This is a genomic window from Nocardia sp. NPDC088792 (assembly GCF_044750615.1).
In the GTDB taxonomy this organism is placed as follows: domain Bacteria; phylum Actinomycetota; class Actinomycetes; order Mycobacteriales; family Mycobacteriaceae; genus Nocardia.
Genome location: NZ_JBIVKC010000002.1, coordinates 212,080 through 233,987, shown reverse-complemented (window position 1 = coordinate 233,987; position 21,908 = coordinate 212,080). Strand labels below are relative to the sequence as shown.

Here is a 21,908-nt window from a genome sequence, read left to right as displayed (position 1 = left end):
ACAACGAAATACGAATTTTTCCGATTCGGTTGACAGGCTCTCGGACCGGGCGGAGCATAGTTGCGTATTACGGCACTTGGTGCGCAATACGCAACAACCTGGAGGCTCGTTTCATGCAGCCGCGAGTTGTCATCATCGGTGCGGGAATCGTGGGCACGGCCTTGGCCGACGAGATCACCGCGCGAGGCTGGACCGACGTCACCGTCACCGATCGCGGACCACTCTTCCGGACGGGCGGATCCACCTCGCACGCACCGGGATTGGTGTTCCAGACCAATCCGTCCAAGACCATGGCGGAACTGGCCCGCTACACCGTCGAGAAGTTCAGCGGCCTCGGCGCTTTCGACACCGTCGGCGGTGTGGAGGTCGCCACCACCCCTGAACGCTGGACCGAGCTGCACCGCCGGCACGGCTGGGCGACCTCCTGGGGGATCCCATCGCGGCTGCTTGACCCCGAGGAATGCGCCCGGCTGCACCCGCTGCTCGATCGCGAGCGCATCCTCGGCGGATTCCACACGCCCACAGATGGTTTGGCACTCGCCGTGCGCGCCGCGGAGCAGCAGGCGCGGCGCGCCATCGATCGCGGCGCCCGCTTCCTCGGCTACTGCGAGGTCGTCGATATCGTGCACCGCGAGGGCCGGGTCCGCGGCGTGCACACCGCGGACGGCCAGGACCTGCCGGCCGATATCGTCATCAGCGCCGCCGGCTTCTGGGGCGCGGAACTCGGCCGCCGCGTCGGCCTCACCGTCCCGCTGGTGCCCATGGCCCACCAGTTCGCCAAGACCGTGCAGGTCCCGGCGCTGAACGGGGAAGAGCGCCTGCCCATCCTGCGGCACCAGGACGCCGACCTCTATTACCGGACCTACGGGGATCGGATCGGCATCGGCTACTACGGCCACACCCCGCGCCCGGTCGATATGGACAACCTGCTGCGCGACACCGCGGGCGAACCCATGCCGTCCATGCTCCCGTTCATCGAGGCCGAATTCGAACCGGCCTGGGCGGAGAGCGTCCGGCTGCTGCCCGCCCTCGGCGACAGCAAGATCGACGAGGGCTTCGACGGCATCTTCTCCTTCACCCCCGACGGCGGCCCGATCCTCGGCGAACACCGTGACCTGGACGGATTCTGGGTGGCGGAGGCGGTCTGGGTCACGCATTCGGCGGGCGTCGCGCGGGCGGTGGCGGAGTGGATCGTCACCGGCACTCCCGATATCGACCTGCACGAGGCCGACCTGCACCGCTTCGAGGACGCCGCGCACAGCCCGGAATTCATCCGGCGCACCAGCGTGCAGGCCTTCGTCGAGGTGTACGACATTCTGCACCCGCACCAATACCGCACGGAGCCGCGGAATGTGCGCACCAGCCCGTTCCATCCGCGGCAGTGCGAACTCGGGGCCTACTTCTTCGAGGGCGCACTGTGGGAGCGGCCGGCCTGGTACGAGGCCAATGCCGGGCTCGTCGAGGAACTCGCGGCGGACGGCGTCGAATTTCCCCCGCGCGACGACTGGTCGAGCCGGTTCTATTCACCAATATCCATAGCCGAAGCCAAGTGGACGCGAACGCATGTCGCGCTCTACGACATGACCCCGCTGACCCGCTACGAGGTCTCGGGACCGGGCGCACTGGGCTTCCTGCAGGAACTGACCACGAACGATATCGCCAAGAAGCCGGGCGCGGTGACCTACACGCTGCTGCTCGATGCGCACGGCGGGGTCCGCAGTGATCTCACGGTGGCCCGGCTGGGCGATCAGCTCTTCCAGGTGGGCGCGAACGGCCCCTTGGATTTCGACTGGTTCACGCGCAGGCTGCCCGGCGACGGCAGCGTATCCCTGCGCGACATCACCGGCGGCACCTGTTGTGTCGGTGTCTGGGGTCCGCGGGCGCGCGAGCTGGTGCAGCCGCTGTGCGCCGACGACCTGTCGCACAAGGCGTTCGGATACTTCAAGGCGCTGCGCACCTATCTGGGCAGTATCCCGGTCACCATGCTGCGTGTCTCGTACGTCGGCGAACTCGGCTGGGAGATCTACACGACCGCGGAACACGGTGCGGCACTGTGGGATCTGCTGTGGGAGGCCGGCCGGGAGTACCGCGCCATCGCGGCCGGGCGGATCGCCTTCAATAGTTTGCGGCTGGAGAAGGGTTACCGCTCGTGGGGCACGGATATGACCACCGAGCACACGCCGGAGGCCGCGGGCCTCGGTTTCGCGGTCCGGATGAACAAGCCGTCCTTCCTCGGCAAGCGGGCGCTCGAATCCGCGGACCCGCCCGCGCGAATGCTGCGTTCGATCGTGCTCGACGACCCGCATGCCGTCGTCCTCGGCAAGGAGCCGGTCTCCGTCGACGGCACGCCCGCCGGGTACGTCACCAGCGCAGGCTATTCCGCCACCATCGGCCGCACCATCGCCTACGCCTGGCTCCCGAGCTCGGTCCAACCCGGCGATCAGGTCGAAATCGACTACCTGGCACAGGTATTCACCGCGACGGTGCATACCGAGCCGGTGGTGGATCCCGACATGTCGCTGATCCGGAGGTAACCGCCATGACCGAAACCTACGACGTCATAGTCATCGGCCTCGGCGGCATGGGCAGCGCCGCCGCCTACCACCTGGCGCGGCGCGGCCACCGCGTGCTCGGCCTGGAGAAGTTCACGCCCGCGCACAACAAGGGGTCCAGTCACGGCGGCTCCCGCATCATCCGGCAGTCCTATTTCGAGGATCCGGCGTATGTGCCGCTGCTGCTGCGCGCCTACGAACTGTGGGCGGAGCTGGCGCGCGACTCCGGCGAGGACGTGTACAGGCTCACCGGCGGGCTCTACGTGGGACCGCCCGAATGCGAGACCGTCGCGGGCAGTATCAGTGCTGCCCGGGAGTGGGCGTTGCCGCACGAGATTCTGGATGCGCGGGAAATCCGCTCCCGCTTCCCGAACTTCACGCCCGACGATCATTTCATCGGGTTGTACGAGGAACAGGCCGGATTCGCCCGCCCCGAAGCCACCGTCGCCGCGCACCTGCAATTGGCCGACCGCGCGGGAGCCACGCTGCGCTACGGCGAACAGGTCGAGGACTGGAAGGACAACGGCTCGGGCGTCACCGTCACCACCGGGACGGGCACGTACACGGCCGCGCAGCTGGTGATCTGCCCCGGAGCCTGGGCGCCCGGTCTGCTCGCCGACCTGGGCATCGATATCCAGGTCGAACGCCAGATCATGTACTGGCTCGACCCCGCCACCGGCACCCGGCCGTTCCTGAACGATCCCATCTACATTGCCGAAAACGATTCGGGCTCACAGATATACGGCTTCCCGGCCATCGACGGCCCCGAGGGCGGAGTCAAGACCGCGTTCTTCCGGAAGGGCATCGCCTGCACCCCCGACACCATCGACCGCACCGTCCACGACGAAGAAATCGATGAAATGCGCACGCGAGTCCGCGAATTGGTGCCCGCCCTGACCGGTCGCCGCCTGCACGCCGCCACCTGCATGTACTCCAATACCGCCGATCAGCATTTCGTGATCGCCCGCCACCCCGTGCATCCCGCGGTCACCGTGGCCTGCGGATTCTCCGGGCACGGCTTCAAATTCGTGCCGGTGGTGGGGGAGATCCTCGCCGATCTGGCCATGACCGGCGGCACCCGCCACCCCATCGACCTGTTCGCCCCGCAAAGGCTGGTATCCCTGTGAGCCCGGATCTGATTCCCACCCTCGGCGGTGAGTACTACTGCGACCCGGCCGTTTTCGCCGCGGAACAGGAGCACATCTTCGAACGCATGTGGTCCTGCGCCGCCCGGTCCGCGGAGCTGGCCGATCCCGGCGCCTTCAAACGGGTGCAGGTCGGCCGCGAAAGCGTGCTGGTGGTGCGCGGCCAGGACGGGGAACTGCGCGCCTTCCTCAATATCTGTCGGCACCGCGGCGCCCTGATCTGCACCGAGTCCGAGGGGCAGGTGAAACGGCACCTGCGCTGTCCCTATCACGCCTGGACCTACGCGCTCGACGGGAAACTGGTGGCCGCCCCGAATCTCGGTACCCTGCACGATGATTCGGGCGCGCCCATCGACCGTGTCGCCCACGGCCTGATCCCGGTGGCCTTGCGCGAATGGCTCGGGTACGCCTGGGTGTGCCTGGCCGAGGACCCGCCGTCCTTCGAGACCGAGGTGATGGGCGCGGTCACCGCCCGGCTCGGCGATCTCGCCGCCATCGACCATTACGGGATGGCGGAGCTGACCGTCGGTAAGCGGGTCGTCTACGACGTGGCCGCCAATTGGAAGCTGATCGTCGAGAACTTCATGGAGTGCTACCACTGCGCCACCATCCACCCGGAACTGGTGGAGGTGCTGCCGGAGTTCGCGGGCGGTTACGCGGCCCAGTACTACGTGGGCCACGGCGCCGAATTCGGCGACGGCATAGCCGGTTTCACCGTGGACGGCCGGCCCGGCTTCGAGGCGCTACCCGGCCTGGCGCCGGAGCAGGACCGCAAGTACTACGCCATCACCATCCGGCCGGCGGTCTTCGTGAACCTGGTGCCCGATCACGTCATCTTCCACCGCATGTACCCGCTGGCGCACGACCGCACCGTGGTCGAATGCGACTGGTTGTACGCGCCCGATATCGTCGAATCCGGCGGTGTCCTCGATCATTCCGTGGAACTGTTCCACAGGGTGAACGAACAGGATTTCGCGGCCTGCGAACGGACCCAGCCGGCCATGTCCTCCCGCGCCTACCGCAAGGGCGGGGTACTGGTGCCCGCCGAACATCACATCGCCGAGTTCCATGAATGGGCGCGCACCCGGATCGGCGGCGCGGCATGCTGACCGAAGACGAACTCTGCTGCGGCCCGCACCTGTACATCGACGGCAAATGGGTGCCCGCGCAGGGCGGCGGCACCCGGGACATCGTGAATCCCGCCGACGGCACCGTGATCGCGACCGTGGACGAGGCCGACCGGGCCGATGCCGTCGCCGCGGTCGCCGCCGCCCGCACCGCCTTCGACACCGGAGGCTGGCCGCAGACCCCGGTGGCCGAACGGATCGCGTACCTGCTGGCCATTGCCGATCTGCTCGACGAACATCGCGATCACATCGCGCGGCTGGAAACCCTGGACACCGGAAAGACGCTGCGCGAGAGCTACATCGACCTCCACGATGTGGTCGAGGTCTTCCGCTACTACGCCCGGCTGGCGGCCACCGGCAGTGATCGCCTGGTGGACACCGGGAATCCGGCCATCATCAGCCGGGTGGTCCGGGAACCGGCCGGGGTGTGCGCGCTCATCGCGCCGTGGAACTATCCGCTGTTGCAGATGTCCTGGAAGATCGCGCCCGCGCTCGCAGCCGGCTGCACCATGGTGGTCAAGCCCAGCGAGGTCACCCCGCTCACCACCATCGCGCTGATGCGGCTCATCGACCGGGCCGGCGTCCCCGCCGGAGTGGTCAATCTGATCCAGAGCAGCGGGGCCACAGTGGGTCCCGCGCTGACCGATACGCCGGACGTGGATCTCATCTCGTTCACCGGCGGCGCCGCCACGGGCGAGGCCATCGCCCGGAACGCGGCCGGGCACATCACTCGCGTCGCCCTGGAACTCGGCGGGAAGAACCCGCACATCATCTTCCCGGACGCCGAATTCGACAGCGCCGTGGACGCGGTGCTGACCGGTGCCTTCCTGCACTCCGGTCAGGTGTGCTCGGCCGGAACGCGATTGATCCTGCACGAGGACATCGCCGACGCCTTCGTCGCCGAACTCTCCTGGCGTGCGGCCGGTATCCGCATCGGACCCGGCCTCGACGAGACCAGTGAGACCGGCCCGCTGGTCTCCGAGCAGCATCGCGCCAAGGTCGAAGCCTATGTGGCCCTGGGGATCTCGGAAGGCGCCCGCCTCGTCACCGGCGGCGCCCGGCCGGAAGCCGCCCGGTTGCAGGCCGGCAGCTTCTATCTGCCGACGATCTTCGACGGCTGCCACCGCGGGATGCGCATAGTTCAGGAGGAAACCTTTGGTCCCATCCTCACGGTCGAGCGCTTCAGCACCGAGGCCCAGGCCATCGCCCTCGGCAATGACACCGCCTACGGTCTCGCCGCGGGCGTCCGCACCGCCGATGCCGCCCGCGGGGAACGCCTGGTTCGCGCCCTGCGGCACGGCACGGTGTGGCTCAACGACTTCGGCTACTACACGCCCGCTGCCGAATGGGGCGGCTTCGGCCGCTCCGGTATCGGGCGCGAACTCGGGCCGTCCGGCCTGGCGGAATACCAGGAGACCAAACACATCTGGCACAACACCGCGCCCGCGGTGGGCGGCTGGTTCTCCGACAACTGAAGTCTGTTCGTCCACAACTGAATATGGTTCAGCGCTTTTCTCGAAAGTTGGTCCGTCATGACGACCACGCGTCCCCCTGCACCAACCAGCGCCACCGCCTCCGACCACGGTATGGAGGAATTCGGCTACCGCCAATCGCTCAGCCGGAGTATCGGGAAATTCTCGAGCTTCGCCGCCGGCGTCAGCTACATCTCCATCCTCACCGGCACCTTCCAGATGTTCTACTTCGGCTTCGGCACCGCCGGGCCGGGCTATCTGTGGTCCTGGCCGCTGGTCTTCCTCGGACAGCTCGCCGTCGCACTGTGTTTCATGGAGCTGTCGGCGAAGTACCCGGTGGCGGGCTCGGTGTACAACTGGTCCAAGAAACTCGGCAGCCGGATCGTGGGCTGGTCGGCGGGCTGGCTCATGCTGACCGCCTCGATCGTCACGCTGTCCGCGGTGGTGCTGGCCTACCAGCTCAATCTGCCCAAGCTGTGGAGCGGATTCCAGCTCGTCGGCGACGGCAGCGGCAGTCATGACTACGCCACCAATGCGGTCATTCTCGGCACCGTGCTGATCGTGTTCACCACCGTGGTGAATGCCTTCGGGGTGCGGCTCATGGCGATGATCAACAGCAGCGGCGTGTTCATCGAACTCATTGCGGCCGTGCTCATCGCGATCATCCTGGGCCTGCACGTGACTCGCGGACCGAGTGTCTTCTTCTCCAGCAACGGATACGGCGCCGGGCAGAGCGGCGGTTACCTGAGCGCATTCCTGGTGGCGTCCTTGGCCTCCGGGTACGTCATGTACGGCTTCGACACCGCCAGCTCCCTCGGTGAGGAGACGGTGGAACCCCGGCGCACCGCGCCCAAGGCGATCCTGCGCGCCCTGCTGGCCTCCTTCGTCATCGGCGGCGCGATCCTGGTGTTCGCGGTCATGTCCGCGCCGAACCTGAAGGACCCCAAGCTCGGCACCACCGACGGCGGTCTGCAGTACATCGTCGAGCAGGTCATGTACGGCTGGCTGGGCAAGGTGTTCCTGGTCTGCATCGTCATCGCGGTGACCGTGTGCGCGCTGGCCGTGCACACCGCCGCCATCCGGCTCACCTTCGCCATGGCCCGCGACAATGCGCTGCCGTTCGCCGAGAAGCTGGCCAAGGTGAGCGTCAAGCATTCGGCGCCGGTGATCCCGGCGGTGGTGATCGGCATCCTGTCGGCGCTGGTACTCGTCATCAATATCAATCAGCCGCAGGTGTTCACGGTGCTGACCTCGATCGCCGTCATCATGATCTACCTGGCGTATCTGCTGGTGACCGCGCCCATGCTGTGGCAGCGGCTCCGGGGCGCCTGGCCGCCGGCGGATCTCGGGAAGGACGGGTACTTCTCCATGGGCCGCTGGGGACTGGTGGTGAACATCCTCGCCGTGCTGTGGGGCCTGGGCATGGCCATCAACCTGGCCTGGCCGCGCACGTCCGTGTACGGCGGGCCCTGGTACAACACCTGGGGCGCGTTCATCTACATCGGCGTGATCGTCGCGGTGGGCCTGATCTGGTACGCGCTCAGGGGAGTTCGCGTCATCGGAATCCTCGCCTCGCACGCGGCGACGCAGGAGGTGCCGGCGGCATGAGCGACACCTTCGACTATGTGATCGTCGGCGGCGGATCGGCCGGATGCGTGGTGGCCGCACGACTCAGCGAGGACCCGGCGGTGACGGTATGCCTGCTCGAGGCCGGGCCCTCCGATGTCGGCGACGACAAGATCCTGCGGCTCACCGACTGGATGCTGCTGCTCGAATCCGGTTACGACTGGGACTATCCGGTGGAACCACAGGCCACCGGGAACAGCTTCCTGCGGCATGCGCGCGCCAAGGTGCTGGGCGGGTGTTCCTCGCACAACTCCTGTATCGCCTTCTGGCCGCCCGCTGAGGGACTCGCCGATTGGGAGGCGATGGGGGCCACCGGGTGGGGTGCGGGCGAATTCTGGCCCTACGTGGCGAAAGTCGAGAACAACGACGCACCCGGCGACCATCACGGGCGCACCGGTCCGGTCGAGATCCGCGATATTCCGCCCAAGGATCCGTGCGGCTACGCCGTATTGGAGGCCGCCGCCGCGGCGGGACTGCCCACGGTGCAATTCAATCGGGGCAGCACGGTGCGCAATGGCGCGGGCTGGTTCCAGATCAATGCCGACGGGGACAACACGCGCATGTCGTCCTCGCACGCCTACCTGCATCCCGTGCTCGGGCAGCGGCCCAATCTGGTGGTGCGCACCGGATGCTGGGTCAGCGAGATCGTTTTCGACGAGACGAATACCGCTGTGGGCGCACGGTATCGGCGGCCGGATCTGACCGGTTTCGATACGGTGCGGGCGCGCCGCGAAGTGATCATCAGCACCGGCGCCATCGACACACCGAAGCTGCTCATGCTGTCCGGTATCGGACCCGCGGAACACCTGCGGGACATGGGAATCGAGGTGCGCGCCGACTCGCCGGGCGTGGGCTCGAACCTCGACGATCACGTCGAAGGACTGGTGTTCTGGGAGAGCACGCGGCCCATGATCGACACTTCGACACAATGGTGGGAGATCGGCTTGTTCACCACCACCGAGGACGGCCTCACCCAGCCGGACCTCATGATGCACTACGGCAGCGTGCCCTTCGACATGAACACGGTGCGCTGGGGCTACCCCACCACGGAGAACGGCTTCTGCCTCACACCCAATGTGACACAAGGGCGTTCGCGTGGCACGGTGCGGCTGCGGTCGCGGGACTTCCGGGACAAGCCCCGGGTGGATCCGCGCTACTTCAGCGACCCGGACGGGCACGACGAACGGGTCATGCTGCACGGCATCCGGCTCGCGCGGCGCATAGCCGAGCAGTCCCCGCTGCGGGAATGGGTGGCCCGCGAACTCGCACCCGGCCCGGACGCCGTCACCGACGCCGAACTCGTCGACTACATGCACCACACCCACAACACCGTCTACCACCCGGCCGCCACCGCGCGCATGGGCGCGATCGACGACCCCATGGCGGTGCTCGATCCGCAGTTGCGGGTCAAGGGCGTGCGCGGGCTGCGCGTCGTCGACGCCTCCGCCATGCCGAAACTCCCCGCGGTGAACCCGAACATCACCATTATGGCGATGGGCGAGCGATGCGCGGACCTGGTGCGGGCGGCGGCCCGATGAACACCCACGGACCCGCAGAAAAGCCTGCGGCACATACACTGGACGTGTTATGGCAACGAGTGCGGAATCCGGGCCCGGCGCCCGGCGGGACGGGACGGCAGCGGTGCAGTCGGTCGACCGCGCGCTGACCGCCCTCGAAATCGTGGCCAAACTGGGGGCGGCCGGGGTCACCGAGATCGCGGCCGAACTCGGCGTGCACAAGTCCACGGTATCGCGGCTCATCGCGGTACTGGAGGCGCGCGGCTACGTGGAACAACTCTCCGAACGCGGCAAATACCGCCTCGGCTTCACCGTGGTGCGGCTGGCCGGATCCACCAGCGCCCATATGGATCTGCCCCGCCAGAGCCAGGACGTCTGCGACGATCTCGCCGCCCGCGTCGGCGAAACTACCAATATCGCCATCCTCGACAGCGACCGCATCATCAATGTCGCCGAGGCCGTCGGCTCCTCGGGCGTCGCCCTGCGCACCTGGGTAGGCCAGAGCTGCCCCGCCCACGCCACCTCCAGCGGCAAGGTCCTCCTCGCGGAACTCTCCGCCGCAGACCTCCGCACCCGCCTCACCCGCCGCCTGGAATCCTTCGCCCCCAACACCATCACCGACCTCCCCACCCTCCGCACCCAACTCGACCAGGTCCGCCGCCAAGGCTGGGCCGCCTGCGAGGAAGAACTCGAAATAGGCCTCAACGCGGTAGCAGCCCCCATCCGTGACAGCGACGGCCGAATCATCGCCGCCCTCAGCGTCTCCGGCCCCACCTACCGCATGTCCGCCGACCGCTTCCCCGAAATCATCGACCGCACAATGGAATCCACCACCATCATCAGCCGCCGCCTCGGCTACACCGCCTGACCCGCCCTGAACCCTGGTCGCCTTCTTCTCTACCCGAGAGGAAGGAGCTCCAGGTCCGTGGCAACGATCAAGGACGTCGTCTTCGACAGTGCCCATCCAGCCTCGGCCGCCCGGTTCTGGGCGCAAGTGCTCGACGACTACGAGGTCGCGCCCTACGACGAGACCGAACTGAATCGGCTGCGATCGCTGGGATTCGACGGTCCGCAAGACGATCCCACGGTGCTGCTCATCCGGTCCGACGGTGGCTTGCCTCGCATCTTCTTCCAACTCGTACCAGAGGGCAAACAAGGCAAAAACCGCGTCCACCTCGATCTGCACGCGGTCGACGCGGCAACCGAAGTTGATCGCCTGTGCACGCTGGGAGCGACGGTCATCGCCGAGCACGAAAACTGGATCACGATGCAGGATCTCGAAGGCAATGAGTTCTGCGTCCTGAAATAGCGCGGAAAGCTCGGCCCGAGCCGGCCACAGAATGCCCTGAAATCGGCATGAAGGTGCGTTCGGCCAGTCTCGAACGGACACGGCCACTTGATCTTCCGGCACCCGTGCTGGCCGGTACGCTCAGCGCGGTCCGCGGCTGATTAGTGCATTCGATGCGGGTGAGTTGTCCGAGGCATTACTGACGGCCCCGGTTGGTGGTGGCTTCCGGGCGTTGCCGGGGGTTGTCCCCATTCGGAACCGGTCGTTGAGTCTCAAGTGTGGATGGCAAGGGCCAGGAGGGTATCGATCGCAGTTTCGAAGGGACGCGTGCTGCGTTGTACCTGGGCGAGTAGGAGTCCGCCTTGGAGGGTGGCAAGCATGGTGGTGGCGAGGGCGTCAGGGTCGATGCCGGGTGCGAGCTTCCCGTCGGCATGAAGCGACCTGAGTCCTTCACTGATGACGGTTGACCATCGTTGGAATCCGGCGGCGATGAGGGCCCGGGCCTCGGGGTCGCTCTCGGCGAGCTGACCGCTGAGCGAACCGAGGGGGCAGCCGCCCTGTGCCTGGCTGTGCAGCACCCCGGCGATCAGCATGTTCCGCCAGGCTGCGACTCCGTCTTCGCTGCTGAGTGCGCGCCGATTGTGATCGACGAGGGTGTCGGCTTGGTAGCCGATGACTGCCTGCAGGAGCTCGTTCTTGTCGGGAAAGTAGTGGTAGAGCTGCGAACCGCTGACCTCCGCTGCGGCCTTGACGTCTTCCAAGGTGGTACCCGCGACGCCGTGCTCGTGGATCAAGGCCGCAGCCTCTTCCACGATTCGAGCCCGGACGCGTTCGCCCTTCGGGGTGAGCCGCGGGCGATCGTTCGTCTTGTTCACCATGCACCCATGCTAGCGATTCTGGGTTTGACAGCCCAGTCCCATCGAGACAGACTGGGTTGTACAACCCACTTTGAGCGGACAGCCTGAATAGCCCCAGAGCAGATGAGAGGGAATCCCGATGAGCACACCCCCAGGAAAGACCGTGATGATCACGGGCGCCAACGCCGGAATCGGCAAGGACGTGGCCCGGCAACTGGCTCTACGACCGGAGACGGCCCGCATCTACCTGGCATGCCGCAACCTGGATCGGGCGACAACGGCAAAGGCCGAACTCGAAGCCGCTACCGGCCGGCGCATCTTCGACATCGTCGTCATGGATGTCGCCGATCTGGGTTCGGTCCGAGGCGGCCTCGCGGCCGTAGACGGATCCGTGGACGCGTTGGTCATGAACGCCGGTGTCATCGGCCCGCAGTCGATGGAGTTGACCGCTGACGGGGTCACCCGGGTGTTTGCGACGAACGTTCTCGGCCACGTCGTCCTACTCGAAGGGCTCTTGGCCGAGGGGCGGCTCGGGCAGGTTGCGGTCCTCGCCGGAAGTGAAGCAGCCAGGGGACTTCCGATGTTGCGGATGAAACGGCCGTCCTTCGTCTCAACCTCTGCCGATGAACTCGCCACCGTCATCGACGGCAGATTCTTCGCCGGCGGAAAAACCGACTTCAACCTCGCCTTCGGACAGGCCAAGTACATCGGAGCCCTGTGGATGGGCTACCTGGCCCGCCAACACCCCGAACGCCGCTTCATCACCGTGAGCCCCGGCGCCACCACCGGCACCCAAGCCTCCAACGACATCGCCCTACCACTGCGTATGGCGTCCAAGTACGTCCTGCCCGCCCTGGGGATCTCCCACAAGCTCGAGGCCGGCGCGAAGCGACTGGTCGACGGCGTCACCGACCCGACCCTGTCCAGCGGCGTGTTCTACGCCAGCGCGGCCAACAAGCTGAAGGGCCCCTTGGTCGACCAGGCAGACGTCTTCCCCGACTTGGCCAACCCATCGTTCCAGGACCACGCCAACGAGGCCATCCACCGCTTCACCCTCTAAAAGCTGTTCGTGAACTGCCGATCAGCGTGGTGAGCCCACAGCTTGCCGCATGTGCTCGCGGTCGAAGCATTCGATATTCGTGGGGTCTGGGAACAGGTCTGAGCAGGATCGACCTGCCTGGGCCCAGAGGTGGTAGGCCCTTCGCTGTGTCCGGGGCAGGATTGATATGGCGCTGGCGCCGCGAGTGGAATACCCATGGCCGAGATGTCGGCTTCCTCGCCCGGGGCGGGCCTTCGGCGGTGAGGGACAAGTGTTGTGGCCGGTCCGCCCTGTAATCGGCAGTTGAGTGCGTTCGCCGGTCGCATCGGAGTTTAGGGGCAGATCGGCAGCGCACTGCTTAGGAGACTTGCTGGAATCGGGCACGGCAGCGGACTTCTCGACGTTCAAGCGTGGCGGACGAGGTCCTCGAGTGGCACCTCAGCGTGAGATTCTGCCCGATTTTTGACGGGTCGGGTACCACTCGGCCATCGGCTATACGGTGGGTTCGGCCGGCGCCGGATCGGCAGTCTCAGTTGACTTTCCAGGTCTGGGGCCGGCCGGTTCAACCGGCGCGGTCCGCAGGAAGAGTGGACGCGCCCGCCGGTCCATGTCGGCTGCTGATGTTCAGGCTCGTGCGAGCTGTTGATCAGCCAGTCGGTTGTGGGGCCGGCGATCTGAACAGCTGTTCGAGGCTGTGCGGCCACTAGGGAATCGGGACCATTTCTGAATGCAGCAGGAAGGTCGGGGCGTCCGCGAGGTCGTCGTATCGGCCGAGTGCGGTGTCGAAGAAGGTTCGCAGGTAGCCGCGTTGGAGGTCGAGCGAAGTCGCCGGGGCGATGGTGCCGACCACGCGGGTGGCGAAATCGGCCGGCACGATGCCCTCGGCGGTCAAGGCGGGAATGATCAGCTGGTTGTCGCAGAACGAGTGGTGCTGCGAGCCGGTGAGCCGGAATTCCAGTTTCGGTCCGTGATCGGCTGACCAGAACTGCTGCCAGCCGGCGTCCTGGGCGCGGCCGTGATCGGTGCCGCCGATCAGTACGAACGGGCGGTCCAGTCCGTCGGTGACGACCGAACCCCACAGGGAGCCATCCAGATTCACTCCGGCTGCGACGCGCCGATCGTCGTGCATCACCTGGGCCGCGGTGGCCCCACCCAGCGAATGCCCGAACATCGCGATCTTCGAAAGATCCAGTATTCCGGCGAGATTCGCGGGCAGCGGATGTCCGTCGGCGTCCGAGGCGAGGCCGTTGCCGATGTCGGCCAACCGGTCGAGGACAAAGCGGGTATCAGCGACGCGGACCTGCAACGCCTTTCCCATTTGCGCTTTGGCCTCGTCGGCGTCGTCGATCTGCGACAGCAGGCTCTTCTCCACCCGTCCGCCCGGAAATTCCGTCGCCAGCGATTCGTAGGTGTGACCCATGGCGACCACCACGAATCCGTGACTGGCGAGATCCTCGGCCTGCGCGGTACTGGCCTCCCGCGGCATGCTCATACCGGGGGAGAACAATACGATCGGCCGCCGCCCACCGGTGCTGTTCGCAGCCGCATCGACCCGACCGTGGCTGGGCGCCCACGTCCACGACCCTGTAATCGGCGGAGCGGTTTCGGCCAAGCGTTCTGCGTAGGCACGAGCTATCTGTCCGGAAAACCAGGGCCGCACCGGCATTGCCGCCCGATCGGCGGCGGGATACCAGATGCTGACCATCAGCTCGCGTGCGCGAGAAGGGACATAGGGATCGTGACGAGACGGATCGATCAGGTGCAGATCCGCCACGCCGATCGGATCGGTGCCGGTCGGCTCAGGAAGGGCGACGACCACCGATGCCTGTTGCGACGGCACCTGTTCGGCTCGGGCAACGGCGGCCATCGCGGCCGAGGGTGAAGTCGGCAGCAAAATCAGTAGACACCGAAATGCGCAGCCCAACAAGATAATTCCCTCTCCAGTCTCGGCTGTGATCGCCTTCGGCCAGCTCGGACTGGCCTGCGTCTCGCATGGATGGCATATCGCTCCAGGGGATCTCGACCCGACTGCATGGAGCTTGGATCCGGGTGTGTCAGTGTTCGGACTCGCGTGTGCCGGCGTCCGGGGTGGCGGGCACAGGGGTGGCGGCCGTCAGCAACGTGGCGAATGCGAGGGGTGCGACGGTTTGGTATCCGATCCATACCTCACCCCCGCCACTGCTGCCCTGCCTTGCCATCAGCAGGCCGGCAAGCGCCGCCAGCGCCCAGCCGATGTCGTAGGTGACCATGAGCCGGGTATAGGTGCTCGCCGGGCGGCTGTGGACATACCTGATCTCGGTCCCGCCGGCGATCAGTAGGGCGAGGCCCGAGCTGACCATCAGCCAGGTGGGCACGCCGAGCAGGGTGCCGAGCCGGGTGGCGCCGAGGATGAATCCGGCTGCCAGCAGCACTTTCACGACGCCGTCGGCGATGATCCCGACCACCTTCCGGCGTGCCGCTGTCGATGCGATGACCTGCGTCGGGGACATGAGCATTCCTCCTCGAGGGCAACCTCGTTGTTCTGTAATCTGATTACTACAATAATGACATTATGCGAATGACGAGAGCGGAGACCAAGGAACGCAACCGCCGCGCCTTGCTGGATGCCGCATTGCAGGTCGTCTCCCGAGACGGGTACCGCGCCAAGCTCGAGGAGATCGCCGAACGGGCCGAAGTGACCACCGGCGCGGTCTACTCACTGTTCGGCAGCAAGAACGGCCTGGTGGTCGCCCTGATCGCCGACTATCTGCGGCCGCACTACGAACAGATCGAACAGGCGATTCCCGCCGACATGGATCTATTCGGGGCGGTCGACGCCTTCGCCCGCTACTACCGGCGCAGCTGCGACGGTCCCGACGCGGTGGCCGTCTTGTCGTTGCAGATCACCTTGCTGGACATGGCTTTACACGACCCCGAGCTGGGCGCCCAGCTCGCCGCGTCCGTCCGCGCCCAGGAGAACCATCTGATCGAGTTGTTCACCGGCAGATCGCACAACGGGACCATCGTGACGCCACCGCAGGCGCAACGCCTGACCATGGCGCTGAGGGCGCAGTTCGTCGGCCTCACGCAGGGCGTCATCCTCGGCCTCGCCCCCGGTGCGGACGAACAGTTCTTCGCCGACGCCGCCCATGCCCTGGCATCCGATCTGGCCCTCATCGGCCCAGATGCGGACGCCGGGAAGCATTCCGGGTCGCTGTGAGGAGCCCGGCCCTCGGTACCGGTGTAGCCAAGGCCTTGCTGGTCCTCGGGGTGATCGGCTATCTCGCCGCCCTGGTGGTGCTCGTCTGTACAGGGCATACATCGGTGCGTTTCTCCGCCGACACCGCGCAGACTCGGCCGGTATGGATTCTTTGGCTGCCGGCCCTTGCGGGAGGACTGTTCGCCTGGCTGGTTCCGCCTCGTATGCCTGCACGAGATCCGTTCGCGCACAATGCTTCCGGCTTACTCACCCGGCAGCTCTGGCTGCTCGTGGGTGTAGCGCTGGCGTTCGCCGTGACCTTGCATCTGGCGCCCAGGACCCAACTGTGGTTCCTCACGCTCAAATTCGCGTGGCTACTGGTCATCCCGCTCGCGCTGCGAATGGTCACCTTCGTGGAGTGGGCCCGGCTGAACACGAACTGGTTGCGTGCGATGCCTGCGGTCGTTGCGTATATCTTGGTTGCGACGGCGCTCGAACCTGGTTGGCGGGCAACGATTCCCGACCCGGTCACCATCGTCGTGGGCTTCCTCGTCAATGCGGTTCTGGAGGAGATCTTCTACCGTTTCTGGCTGCAAACTCGGTTGGAATCCCGTTATGGTCGCTGGCCGGCGATCGTGGTCACCAGCCTCCTGTTCGCGGCGTGGCATTCGGCGATCCAGGGCGTCGACGGCCTGGGGGTCGATCTTGCCGCAGTCGTGCTGAATGTCGGTGTCACTGGTCTCTTCCTTGGTTATCTGTGGTCGCGGTACCGCAATCCCTGGTTACAGGTCATCGTTCATGGGTTCATCAACGCGCCGATCGCGATGTTCGTGGCCATGGCGTGAACGAGTTGATCGATGCGACCACCCGCGTCGAGTTGGTAGCCAGCCACAGGGAGGTTTGTCGGAACCGTTGCGTCCTGTACTCGGCGCGGGATCGCTGGCGACCGGGGACTACGTTCCCGGGGTCAGCGATATCGACTTGGTGGCGCTTGTCGACGGCCCGGTCGACACGCACCGGCAGACCACTCTCACAGCGGTACATCGTCGTCTTGACGAGGGTGCCGGCTCTGGTCTCGACCTCGGATGTGTCTACGTCGATGCCGGGAAGGTGTCGGATGTTCGGATGACTCATCCGACGTGGACTCACGGCTCGCTGGCCGAGCGCGTTCTGTCGGGAATCACCAGGGTTGAGCTTGTGCGTTACGGGCGTGCGGTTTTCGGCCGTTCGCCGTGTGCTGTGTTGCCCCCGATGGGTGAGGACGATGTCCGTGAAGCGGCCCGTGCCGAGCTGACTGGATACTGGGCGTGGGCGGCCCGGCGCCCATGGATGTGGTTGGATCCCGTCATCGCTGATCTCGGCCTTACGTCGATGGCTCGTGGCCGCTATGCGCTGAGCAACGGTGCACTGCTGACCAAGAGCCAGGCGGTCGAACGGGCTGATGCTCCGGGCTGGCTGGTCGATCAACTGCGCGCAAGACGCCGGGGTGAGGACCTCACCTCACCCCGTCTGCGAACAGCCCTGATCGCCTGGCGTGATGCTCGACGAACCGTCGCCCGCGCGCATACCGGTCAGACCTGAGCCGACAGCTCTGTATGCCAGGAAAAGAGGTATGTCGCAATGATGCGGCATCCCGCCAACTGCATGAGCGCGAACTGCCGACGGCCGTATCGTGCTCGCCCCGTTGATCTTCCGGCGCCCGTGCCGGCCAGTTCGGTCAGCGCGGGTCGCGGCATGACCGTGTGTTCACGGCAAAGCCAGCTTGTTCGAAGACTGAAGAGCCGCTATGGACCTCGGGTTGTGCCAGACGACCGTCAGCGGGGTCGGCGATACGCGGCTTCTGCGTAGGTGGCCCAGCGGTCGGTATCGGCATGCGGGATGACAACCCAATCCTTCATCGGCCGGTGACGATCGGAGGGATCGAACAGGGCAGCGCCGGGAAGGGTGAGGGCTTCTGCATGTTCCTCGGTGCCGGTCACGAGTCGGCAGGCCAGACCATCGCGGAAGAGGCAGGCGAAGGCTTTGCCGTTCACGTCCTTGTAGGCGGGCTTGCCGAAGACCGTCGACATGACGACGCCGAAGTCGGCGAGTTGGGCGGCGACGCGCTCGAAGTCTTCCTGAGGAGTCATAGGCGCGAGTCTATTTCGGGGTGCCGTGAGCGCGTGTTGGACGCCCTGCATTCGGCAATATGGTGCGTCGGCCCGGCCTCGGATGAGCACGGCCAGTTGATCTTCCGGGGCGTGAGGAGCGCTACCTCGCGGTTATTTCGCGTCGCGGACCTTCTTGACGGCGGTGGCGAAGACCTGTTGGAAGGTGGCGTCGTCGATGCCGCCGGAGAAGGAGGTGGCGCGGACGCCGACGGTGGTGGAGCGCAAGGTGGCCCAGCCCTGGTAGGAGGTGGTGGTGATGGGGTCGCCGTCGCCGACCTTGGCGGTGCTGGTGACGCGGTAGGCGATGGCGTCGGTGCCGGCGAGGGCGGCGGGGAGGTCGAGCTTCTCGATCTTGGTGGTGCCGTCGACGTGATTGTCGTCGACGGTGGCGCTGGTGGTCACGTCGGCGCATTTATTGTTGGTGTCGGCCATTTTCCGCAGGTCGAAGACCTGGCCGGAGACGAAGTCGACCAGCATCAGCTTATCGGTGGTCGCGGCCGAGGTGGCCGACTTGCTCAGCACCGCCTTGGTGGCCGCCGACAGATCCTGTTGCGGGGATTGGCATTCGGCGGGCTGGACCTTCGTGGTCGCCATCATGCCCTCGAAGTCGCCGGCGGTGGCCTGGAGTTTGTCCTGCGGAATATCCAGCTTCTTGGCTCCGGCGGGGAATTCCTGCTCGGTCAGCACCAGCTGCTCGCGTGGGGTGCTCGGCGGCGGGGCGGTCGCCGATGCGCCGGAATCACTGTTTCCCCCACCGCATCCGGCGGTCAGCAGCACCGCGAGTGCGGCCGCCGACGCCCATGCTCCTCTGTTCATCACGAACCGCAGCATGCCAAGGTGGCGTCGGCGACACACGCATTCCGCCCGTCGTCGCGGCGAGTCTCAGGCCAGCTGGACCGGGAACGCGGCCAGGTCGTTCTGGGTCAGCACCGGGAGATTCGTGAACTCGGCGTCCGGAATCCCCAAGCGCAGCTCCGGAAAACGCTCGAACAGGGCCGGGAGGGCAATGGCCGCCTCGAGGCGGGCCAGGGCCGCGCCGGGGCAGACGTGCGGGCCGTAACCGAAGGAGATATTGCGATTCGCGGTCGGGCGGGCGACATCGAACTCATCGGCGTCCTCGCCGTGAATCGAGACGTCGCGGCCGATGGCGCGGTACGACATGATCACGCCCTCACCCTTCTCGATCACGGTGTCGCCCACCGTGATGTCCTCGGTGGCGAAACGCATGAGCAGGTGGATGACCGGGCCGTCGAAGCGCAGCGTCTCCTCGATGACCTGCTTCCACTCCACTTCCTCGGCTCGTACCCGCGCCAGCTGCTCGGGGCGGGTCAGCAAGGCGCGCACCGCATTCAGGATGAGGCTCACGGTGGTCTCGTGACCGGCGGCGACCAGCGCCTTGAGATTGCCGACCACCTCCTCCTCGGTGAGCGGCTCGCCGCCCTCGTCGGCCAGGATGAGCGCGGAGGTCAGGTCGTCCTCGGGATTCGCGGTCTTGCGCCGCACCATTTCCGTGAAGTAGACGTCCATCGCGTCGATGATCCGTAGTCGCTCGTCCTGCGGCGTGACCATGGAGAAGAACTTCTTGTACCAGTCCAGCAGCATCGGGTGGTCCTCGCGCGGCACCCCCATCAGCTCACTGATCACCCGCATGGGCAGCGGATAGGCGAAGATCTGCTTGAGATCCACGGCCGCGCCGTCCTGCCCGGCCTCCTCCAGATCGTCCAGCAGTTCCTTGGTGAGCCGCTCGATGGACGGCCGCAATTCCTCCAGCCGGCGCGGCGTCAGCGCCTGCGTGGTCTTGATGCGCAGCCGGCGATGCTCGGTGCCGTCCACGGTGAACATGGAACGCCCGGCATCGATCATGCCGATGAGCGGCCACTGCCGGGTCACCACACCCGACTGCCACAGCTCCCAGGCCTCGATGTCCTTGATCAGCCGGGTATCGGTGAGCAGCTGCCGCGCGATCTGGTGATCGGTGATGGTCCAGGCGGGCACGCCGAGCAGTTCGATCCGGGTGATCGGGCCGGCGGCACGCAGGGCCGCGGTCTCCCCGGCCAGGTCACTCACCATCGGATCGATGGCCATGGCGTGTGGGCATGCAGAACTCACTGGAAACCTCCGACAGCACGAACAGGCGTGAAAACAACAGGAAGAGAAGTCATTCCACGCAGGAACGGCGACGGGCGCCGCACCAGGTTCTGCGCGGGGACGGCCAGGTCGACATCGGGCAGCCGATCCAGCAGCACCTCGATCGCCGTCCGGGCGATGATCTCGGCAATATGCTGTGCGGGCAGCGGGCACCGGTACTCGCCGTGACTGAACGAGAAGTGCGCGCTGTTCCCGGCGTGCACGGCACTGTCCGAAACATGCTGGCGCACATGCGGATCACCGTTTGCGGCGCCCAGGCCCAGCAGCAGCATGTCACCGGCGCGAATCGCCTTGTCGCCCAGGCGGGTATCGCGGGCGGCCCAGCGGCCGGCGAGGATCTGGGTCGGAGTGTCCTCCCACAGCGCCTCGTTCATGGCCTGGCCGACACTGCGGCGGCCACCGCCCAGCGCGGCGGCGAAACCGTCGTCGGTGAGCATGAGCCGCAGCGAATTCCCGATCCAGTCCGCGGTGGTGAGATGCCCGGCGGCGGTGATCGCCATCAGGTCGTTCGCGTACTCCTCGTCGGTGAACGCGCCCGGGAAGGCCAGCATGCGCGAGGTCAGGTCATCGCCCGGCATGGCCCGCTTCATCGCCACCAGCCGCTGCATGACCGCGCCGAACTGCAGATGCGCCTGCTGTGCGTCGGCGCCGCCGTCCGCGAGGGTCTTCATGGTCCACGCCAGATGCGGACCCTCCTCGTTCGGCAGGCCCAGCAGCCAGGCCATGACCAGCACCGGCAGCGGCTCGGCGTACTCACCGACCAGATCCGCCTCACCGCGGCCACAGTAGGAATCGATCAGCTGGTCCGCCAAACCCTCACAGACACGGCGCAATTCGAACGGATCCATGGATTCCAGCGCGGGCTCCACCATGCTCACATGGCGCCGATGCTCCGCCCCCGCGGTGAAGTAGATCGACGGCATGGGCTGCCCCACCATCGGCAGCAACGGCCAATCCGGCGGAATGTTCGGCCACTGATTCCACAGCGACACATCCCGCGGGAACAACTCCGGCGAACTCGTGACCTGATGCAACTCCCGATAACCGACGACCAGCCAGGCCGGCACCTGCCCCGGCAACTCGACCGGCACCACCGAACCGTGATCCCGGCGCATCTCGTTGTACAGGCCGCGCGGGTCGGTGTGGAAACGCGGGCCGCTCAACGGCACCGCCGGATGCACCGGGCAGCCCCCGGCGGACGCGGGTGAGGTCATGACACGGTCTCCGGGGTGTAGAGGTATTCGACCAGGGTGATCAGCACATCCCGGCAGGACTCGCGGAAGCGGGCATCGCAATCCACCAGCGGCACCCGCGGATCCAGATCCAGCGCGTCCCGCACCTCCCGCAGCTGCGCGTCGCCACCGAAGTTGTTGCACGCCACGATGAACGGGGTGCCCTGATGCTCCAGGCGATCGATGGCGTACCAGGAATCCTCGATGCGCCGCTGATCCACCAGCACGATCGCCCCGAGCGCACCGGTGAACAGGCGATCCCACAGGAACCAGAAGCGTTCCTGCCCGGGCGCGCCGAACAGGTACAGCACATGCTCGTCGTCGATGGTGATGCGGCCGAAGTCGAAAGCCACCGTGGTGGTGGACTTTCCGGGCGCCAGCGTCGGATCGTCGACACCCTGGCCCACCTGGGTCATGGTGGCCTCGGTATCCAGCGGCCGGATCTCGCTGATCGACCGGACCATGGTGGTCTTGCCGACCCCGAAACCGCCCACGATGACGATCTTCAGGCCGTGCCGGGTATCGGCGTGCAACGGCGCATCCGCGCGGGCCGGACGCGAATCCGCCACGCGCGAGG

General features: G+C 66.4%; 20 protein-coding genes. 12 read left to right on the top strand and 8 right to left on the bottom strand.

The window, feature by feature from the left end; genetic code table 11:
• Positions 1 to 113 precede the first annotated feature (113 nt).
• The 8 genes from ACIP5Y_RS10455 to ACIP5Y_RS10420 are packed head-to-tail and all read left to right on the top strand — an operon-like array spanning position 114 to position 10,748.
• Entirely contained in the window at positions 114 to 2,534 is a 2,421-nt protein-coding gene (locus tag ACIP5Y_RS10455) for an FAD-dependent oxidoreductase (protein ID WP_400349495.1), read from the top strand.
• A 5-nt stretch (positions 2,535 to 2,539) separates the two neighbouring features.
• Complete coding sequence (gene solA, locus ACIP5Y_RS10450; protein ID WP_400349493.1) at positions 2,540 to 3,679, top strand: N-methyl-L-tryptophan oxidase; 1,140 nt, start codon at positions 2,540 to 2,542, stop codon at positions 3,677 to 3,679.
• Positions 3,676 to 4,806, top strand: a complete 1,131-nt coding sequence (locus tag ACIP5Y_RS10445) for an aromatic ring-hydroxylating dioxygenase subunit alpha (RefSeq protein ID WP_400349492.1) — start codon at positions 3,676 to 3,678, stop codon at positions 4,804 to 4,806. Before solA ends, ACIP5Y_RS10445 begins: the two co-directional genes overlap by 4 nt.
• Positions 4,800 to 6,299 carry an aldehyde dehydrogenase family protein gene (locus tag ACIP5Y_RS10440; RefSeq protein ID WP_400351230.1) on the top strand — a complete coding sequence of 500 codons (1,500 nt, stop codon included), beginning with the start codon at positions 4,800 to 4,802 and terminating at the stop codon, positions 6,297 to 6,299. Before ACIP5Y_RS10445 ends, ACIP5Y_RS10440 begins: the two co-directional genes overlap by 7 nt.
• 57 nt (positions 6,300 to 6,356) lie before the next feature.
• Positions 6,357 to 7,904 (top strand): APC family permease, encoded by a 1,548-nt coding sequence (locus ACIP5Y_RS10435; protein ID WP_400349491.1) that lies wholly within the window; start codon positions 6,357 to 6,359, stop codon positions 7,902 to 7,904.
• Positions 7,901 to 9,460, top strand: a complete 1,560-nt coding sequence (locus tag ACIP5Y_RS10430) for a GMC family oxidoreductase (protein ID WP_400349489.1) — start codon at positions 7,901 to 7,903, stop codon at positions 9,458 to 9,460. Before ACIP5Y_RS10435 ends, ACIP5Y_RS10430 begins: the two co-directional genes overlap by 4 nt.
• Before the next feature lie 49 nt (positions 9,461 to 9,509).
• Complete coding sequence (locus tag ACIP5Y_RS10425; RefSeq protein WP_400349488.1) at positions 9,510 to 10,307, top strand: IclR family transcriptional regulator; 798 nt, start codon at positions 9,510 to 9,512, stop codon at positions 10,305 to 10,307.
• Positions 10,308 to 10,364: 57 nt separating this feature from the next.
• Positions 10,365 to 10,748, top strand: a complete 384-nt coding sequence (locus ACIP5Y_RS10420; protein WP_400349486.1) for a VOC family protein — start codon at positions 10,365 to 10,367, stop codon at positions 10,746 to 10,748.
• Between the two features lie 251 nt (positions 10,749 to 10,999).
• Here ACIP5Y_RS10420 and ACIP5Y_RS10415 read toward each other — a convergent pair whose 3' ends face one another.
• The gene (locus ACIP5Y_RS10415) at positions 11,000 to 11,605 is read right to left on the bottom strand and encodes a TetR/AcrR family transcriptional regulator (protein WP_400349485.1); all 606 of its coding nucleotides are present in this window, start codon (positions 11,603 to 11,605) and stop codon (positions 11,000 to 11,002) included.
• Positions 11,606 to 11,723: 118 nt separating this feature from the next.
• Here ACIP5Y_RS10415 and ACIP5Y_RS10410 point away from each other — a divergent pair, with 118 nt between their 5' ends.
• The gene (locus ACIP5Y_RS10410) at positions 11,724 to 12,644 is read left to right on the top strand and encodes an SDR family NAD(P)-dependent oxidoreductase (RefSeq protein WP_400349483.1); all 921 of its coding nucleotides are present in this window, start codon (positions 11,724 to 11,726) and stop codon (positions 12,642 to 12,644) included.
• Positions 12,645 to 13,326: 682 nt separating this feature from the next.
• On the opposite strand, the gene ACIP5Y_RS10405 is transcribed toward ACIP5Y_RS10410, so the two are convergent.
• Both ACIP5Y_RS10405 and ACIP5Y_RS10400 read right to left on the bottom strand, forming a co-directional pair.
• Positions 13,327 to 14,490: an alpha/beta hydrolase family protein gene (locus ACIP5Y_RS10405; RefSeq protein WP_400349481.1), complete on the bottom strand. Its 1,164-nt coding sequence runs from the start codon at positions 14,488 to 14,490 to the stop codon at positions 13,327 to 13,329.
• 187 nt (positions 14,491 to 14,677) lie between these two features.
• On the bottom strand, positions 14,678 to 15,112 hold the full coding sequence (locus ACIP5Y_RS10400; protein ID WP_400349479.1) for a hypothetical protein: 435 nt from the start codon (positions 15,110 to 15,112) through the stop codon (positions 14,678 to 14,680).
• Between the two features lie 68 nt (positions 15,113 to 15,180).
• On the opposite strand from ACIP5Y_RS10400, the gene ACIP5Y_RS10395 reads away from it, so the two are divergent.
• Genes ACIP5Y_RS10395 through ACIP5Y_RS10385 form a run of 3 tightly spaced genes read left to right on the top strand, consistent with a single transcriptional unit; the run spans position 15,181 to position 17,382 of the window.
• Positions 15,181 to 15,822, top strand: coding sequence for a TetR/AcrR family transcriptional regulator (locus tag ACIP5Y_RS10395; protein ID WP_400349477.1), 642 nt, complete (start codon positions 15,181 to 15,183; stop codon positions 15,820 to 15,822).
• A 50-nt stretch (positions 15,823 to 15,872) separates the two neighbouring features.
• Positions 15,873 to 16,646, top strand: coding sequence for a lysostaphin resistance A-like protein (locus ACIP5Y_RS10390; RefSeq protein ID WP_400349475.1), 774 nt, complete (start codon positions 15,873 to 15,875; stop codon positions 16,644 to 16,646).
• Positions 16,647 to 16,701: 55 nt separating this feature from the next.
• Positions 16,702 to 17,382: a hypothetical protein gene (locus ACIP5Y_RS10385; protein WP_400349474.1), complete on the top strand. Its 681-nt coding sequence runs from the start codon at positions 16,702 to 16,704 to the stop codon at positions 17,380 to 17,382.
• A gap of 233 nt (positions 17,383 to 17,615) precedes the next feature.
• Here ACIP5Y_RS10385 and ACIP5Y_RS10380 read toward each other — a convergent pair whose 3' ends face one another.
• From ACIP5Y_RS10380 to ACIP5Y_RS10360, 5 genes are all read right to left on the bottom strand, one after another.
• Positions 17,616 to 17,930, bottom strand: a complete 315-nt coding sequence (locus ACIP5Y_RS10380; RefSeq protein ID WP_400349472.1) for a hypothetical protein — start codon at positions 17,928 to 17,930, stop codon at positions 17,616 to 17,618.
• A 132-nt stretch (positions 17,931 to 18,062) separates the two neighbouring features.
• Positions 18,063 to 18,770, bottom strand: coding sequence for a hypothetical protein (locus tag ACIP5Y_RS10375; RefSeq protein ID WP_400349470.1), 708 nt, complete (start codon positions 18,768 to 18,770; stop codon positions 18,063 to 18,065).
• Between the two features lie 63 nt (positions 18,771 to 18,833).
• On the bottom strand, positions 18,834 to 20,060 hold the full coding sequence (locus ACIP5Y_RS10370) for a cytochrome P450 (RefSeq protein WP_400349469.1): 1,227 nt from the start codon (positions 20,058 to 20,060) through the stop codon (positions 18,834 to 18,836).
• Positions 20,057 to 21,313, bottom strand: coding sequence for a cytochrome P450 (locus tag ACIP5Y_RS10365; RefSeq protein ID WP_400349467.1), 1,257 nt, complete (start codon positions 21,311 to 21,313; stop codon positions 20,057 to 20,059). The genes ACIP5Y_RS10370 and ACIP5Y_RS10365 overlap by 4 nt, the downstream gene beginning before the upstream one ends.
• Positions 21,310 to 21,900, bottom strand: coding sequence for a GTP-binding protein (locus ACIP5Y_RS10360; RefSeq protein ID WP_400349466.1), 591 nt, complete (start codon positions 21,898 to 21,900; stop codon positions 21,310 to 21,312). The genes ACIP5Y_RS10365 and ACIP5Y_RS10360 overlap by 4 nt, the downstream gene beginning before the upstream one ends.
• Positions 21,901 to 21,908: the final 8 nt, after the last annotated feature.

Bases quoted from the DNA above. Each gene is read 5' to 3' on its own strand.
- ACIP5Y_RS10425 (WP_400349488.1), top strand. From the start codon at position 9,510: ATGGCAACGAGTGCGGAATCCGGGCCCGGCGCCCGGCGGGACGGGACG.
- ACIP5Y_RS10415 (WP_400349485.1), bottom strand. From the start codon at position 11,605: ATGGTGAACAAGACGAACGATCGCCCGCGGCTCACCCCGAAGGGCGAA.
- ACIP5Y_RS10400 (WP_400349479.1), bottom strand. From the start codon at position 15,112: ATGTCCCCGACGCAGGTCATCGCATCGACAGCGGCACGCCGGAAGGTG.
- ACIP5Y_RS10440 (WP_400351230.1), top strand. From the start codon at position 4,800: ATGCTGACCGAAGACGAACTCTGCTGCGGCCCGCACCTGTACATCGAC.
- ACIP5Y_RS10395 (WP_400349477.1), top strand. From the start codon at position 15,181: ATGACGAGAGCGGAGACCAAGGAACGCAACCGCCGCGCCTTGCTGGAT.
- ACIP5Y_RS10365 (WP_400349467.1), bottom strand. From the start codon at position 21,313: ATGACCTCACCCGCGTCCGCCGGGGGCTGCCCGGTGCATCCGGCGGTG.
- ACIP5Y_RS10455 (WP_400349495.1), top strand. From the start codon at position 114: ATGCAGCCGCGAGTTGTCATCATCGGTGCGGGAATCGTGGGCACGGCC.
- ACIP5Y_RS10405 (WP_400349481.1), bottom strand. From the start codon at position 14,490: ATGGCCGCCGTTGCCCGAGCCGAACAGGTGCCGTCGCAACAGGCATCG.
- ACIP5Y_RS10430 (WP_400349489.1), top strand. From the start codon at position 7,901: ATGAGCGACACCTTCGACTATGTGATCGTCGGCGGCGGATCGGCCGGA.
- ACIP5Y_RS10435 (WP_400349491.1), top strand. From the start codon at position 6,357: ATGACGACCACGCGTCCCCCTGCACCAACCAGCGCCACCGCCTCCGAC.
- solA (WP_400349493.1), top strand. From the start codon at position 2,540: ATGACCGAAACCTACGACGTCATAGTCATCGGCCTCGGCGGCATGGGC.
- ACIP5Y_RS10380 (WP_400349472.1), bottom strand. From the start codon at position 17,930: ATGACTCCTCAGGAAGACTTCGAGCGCGTCGCCGCCCAACTCGCCGAC.
- ACIP5Y_RS10410 (WP_400349483.1), top strand. From the start codon at position 11,724: ATGAGCACACCCCCAGGAAAGACCGTGATGATCACGGGCGCCAACGCC.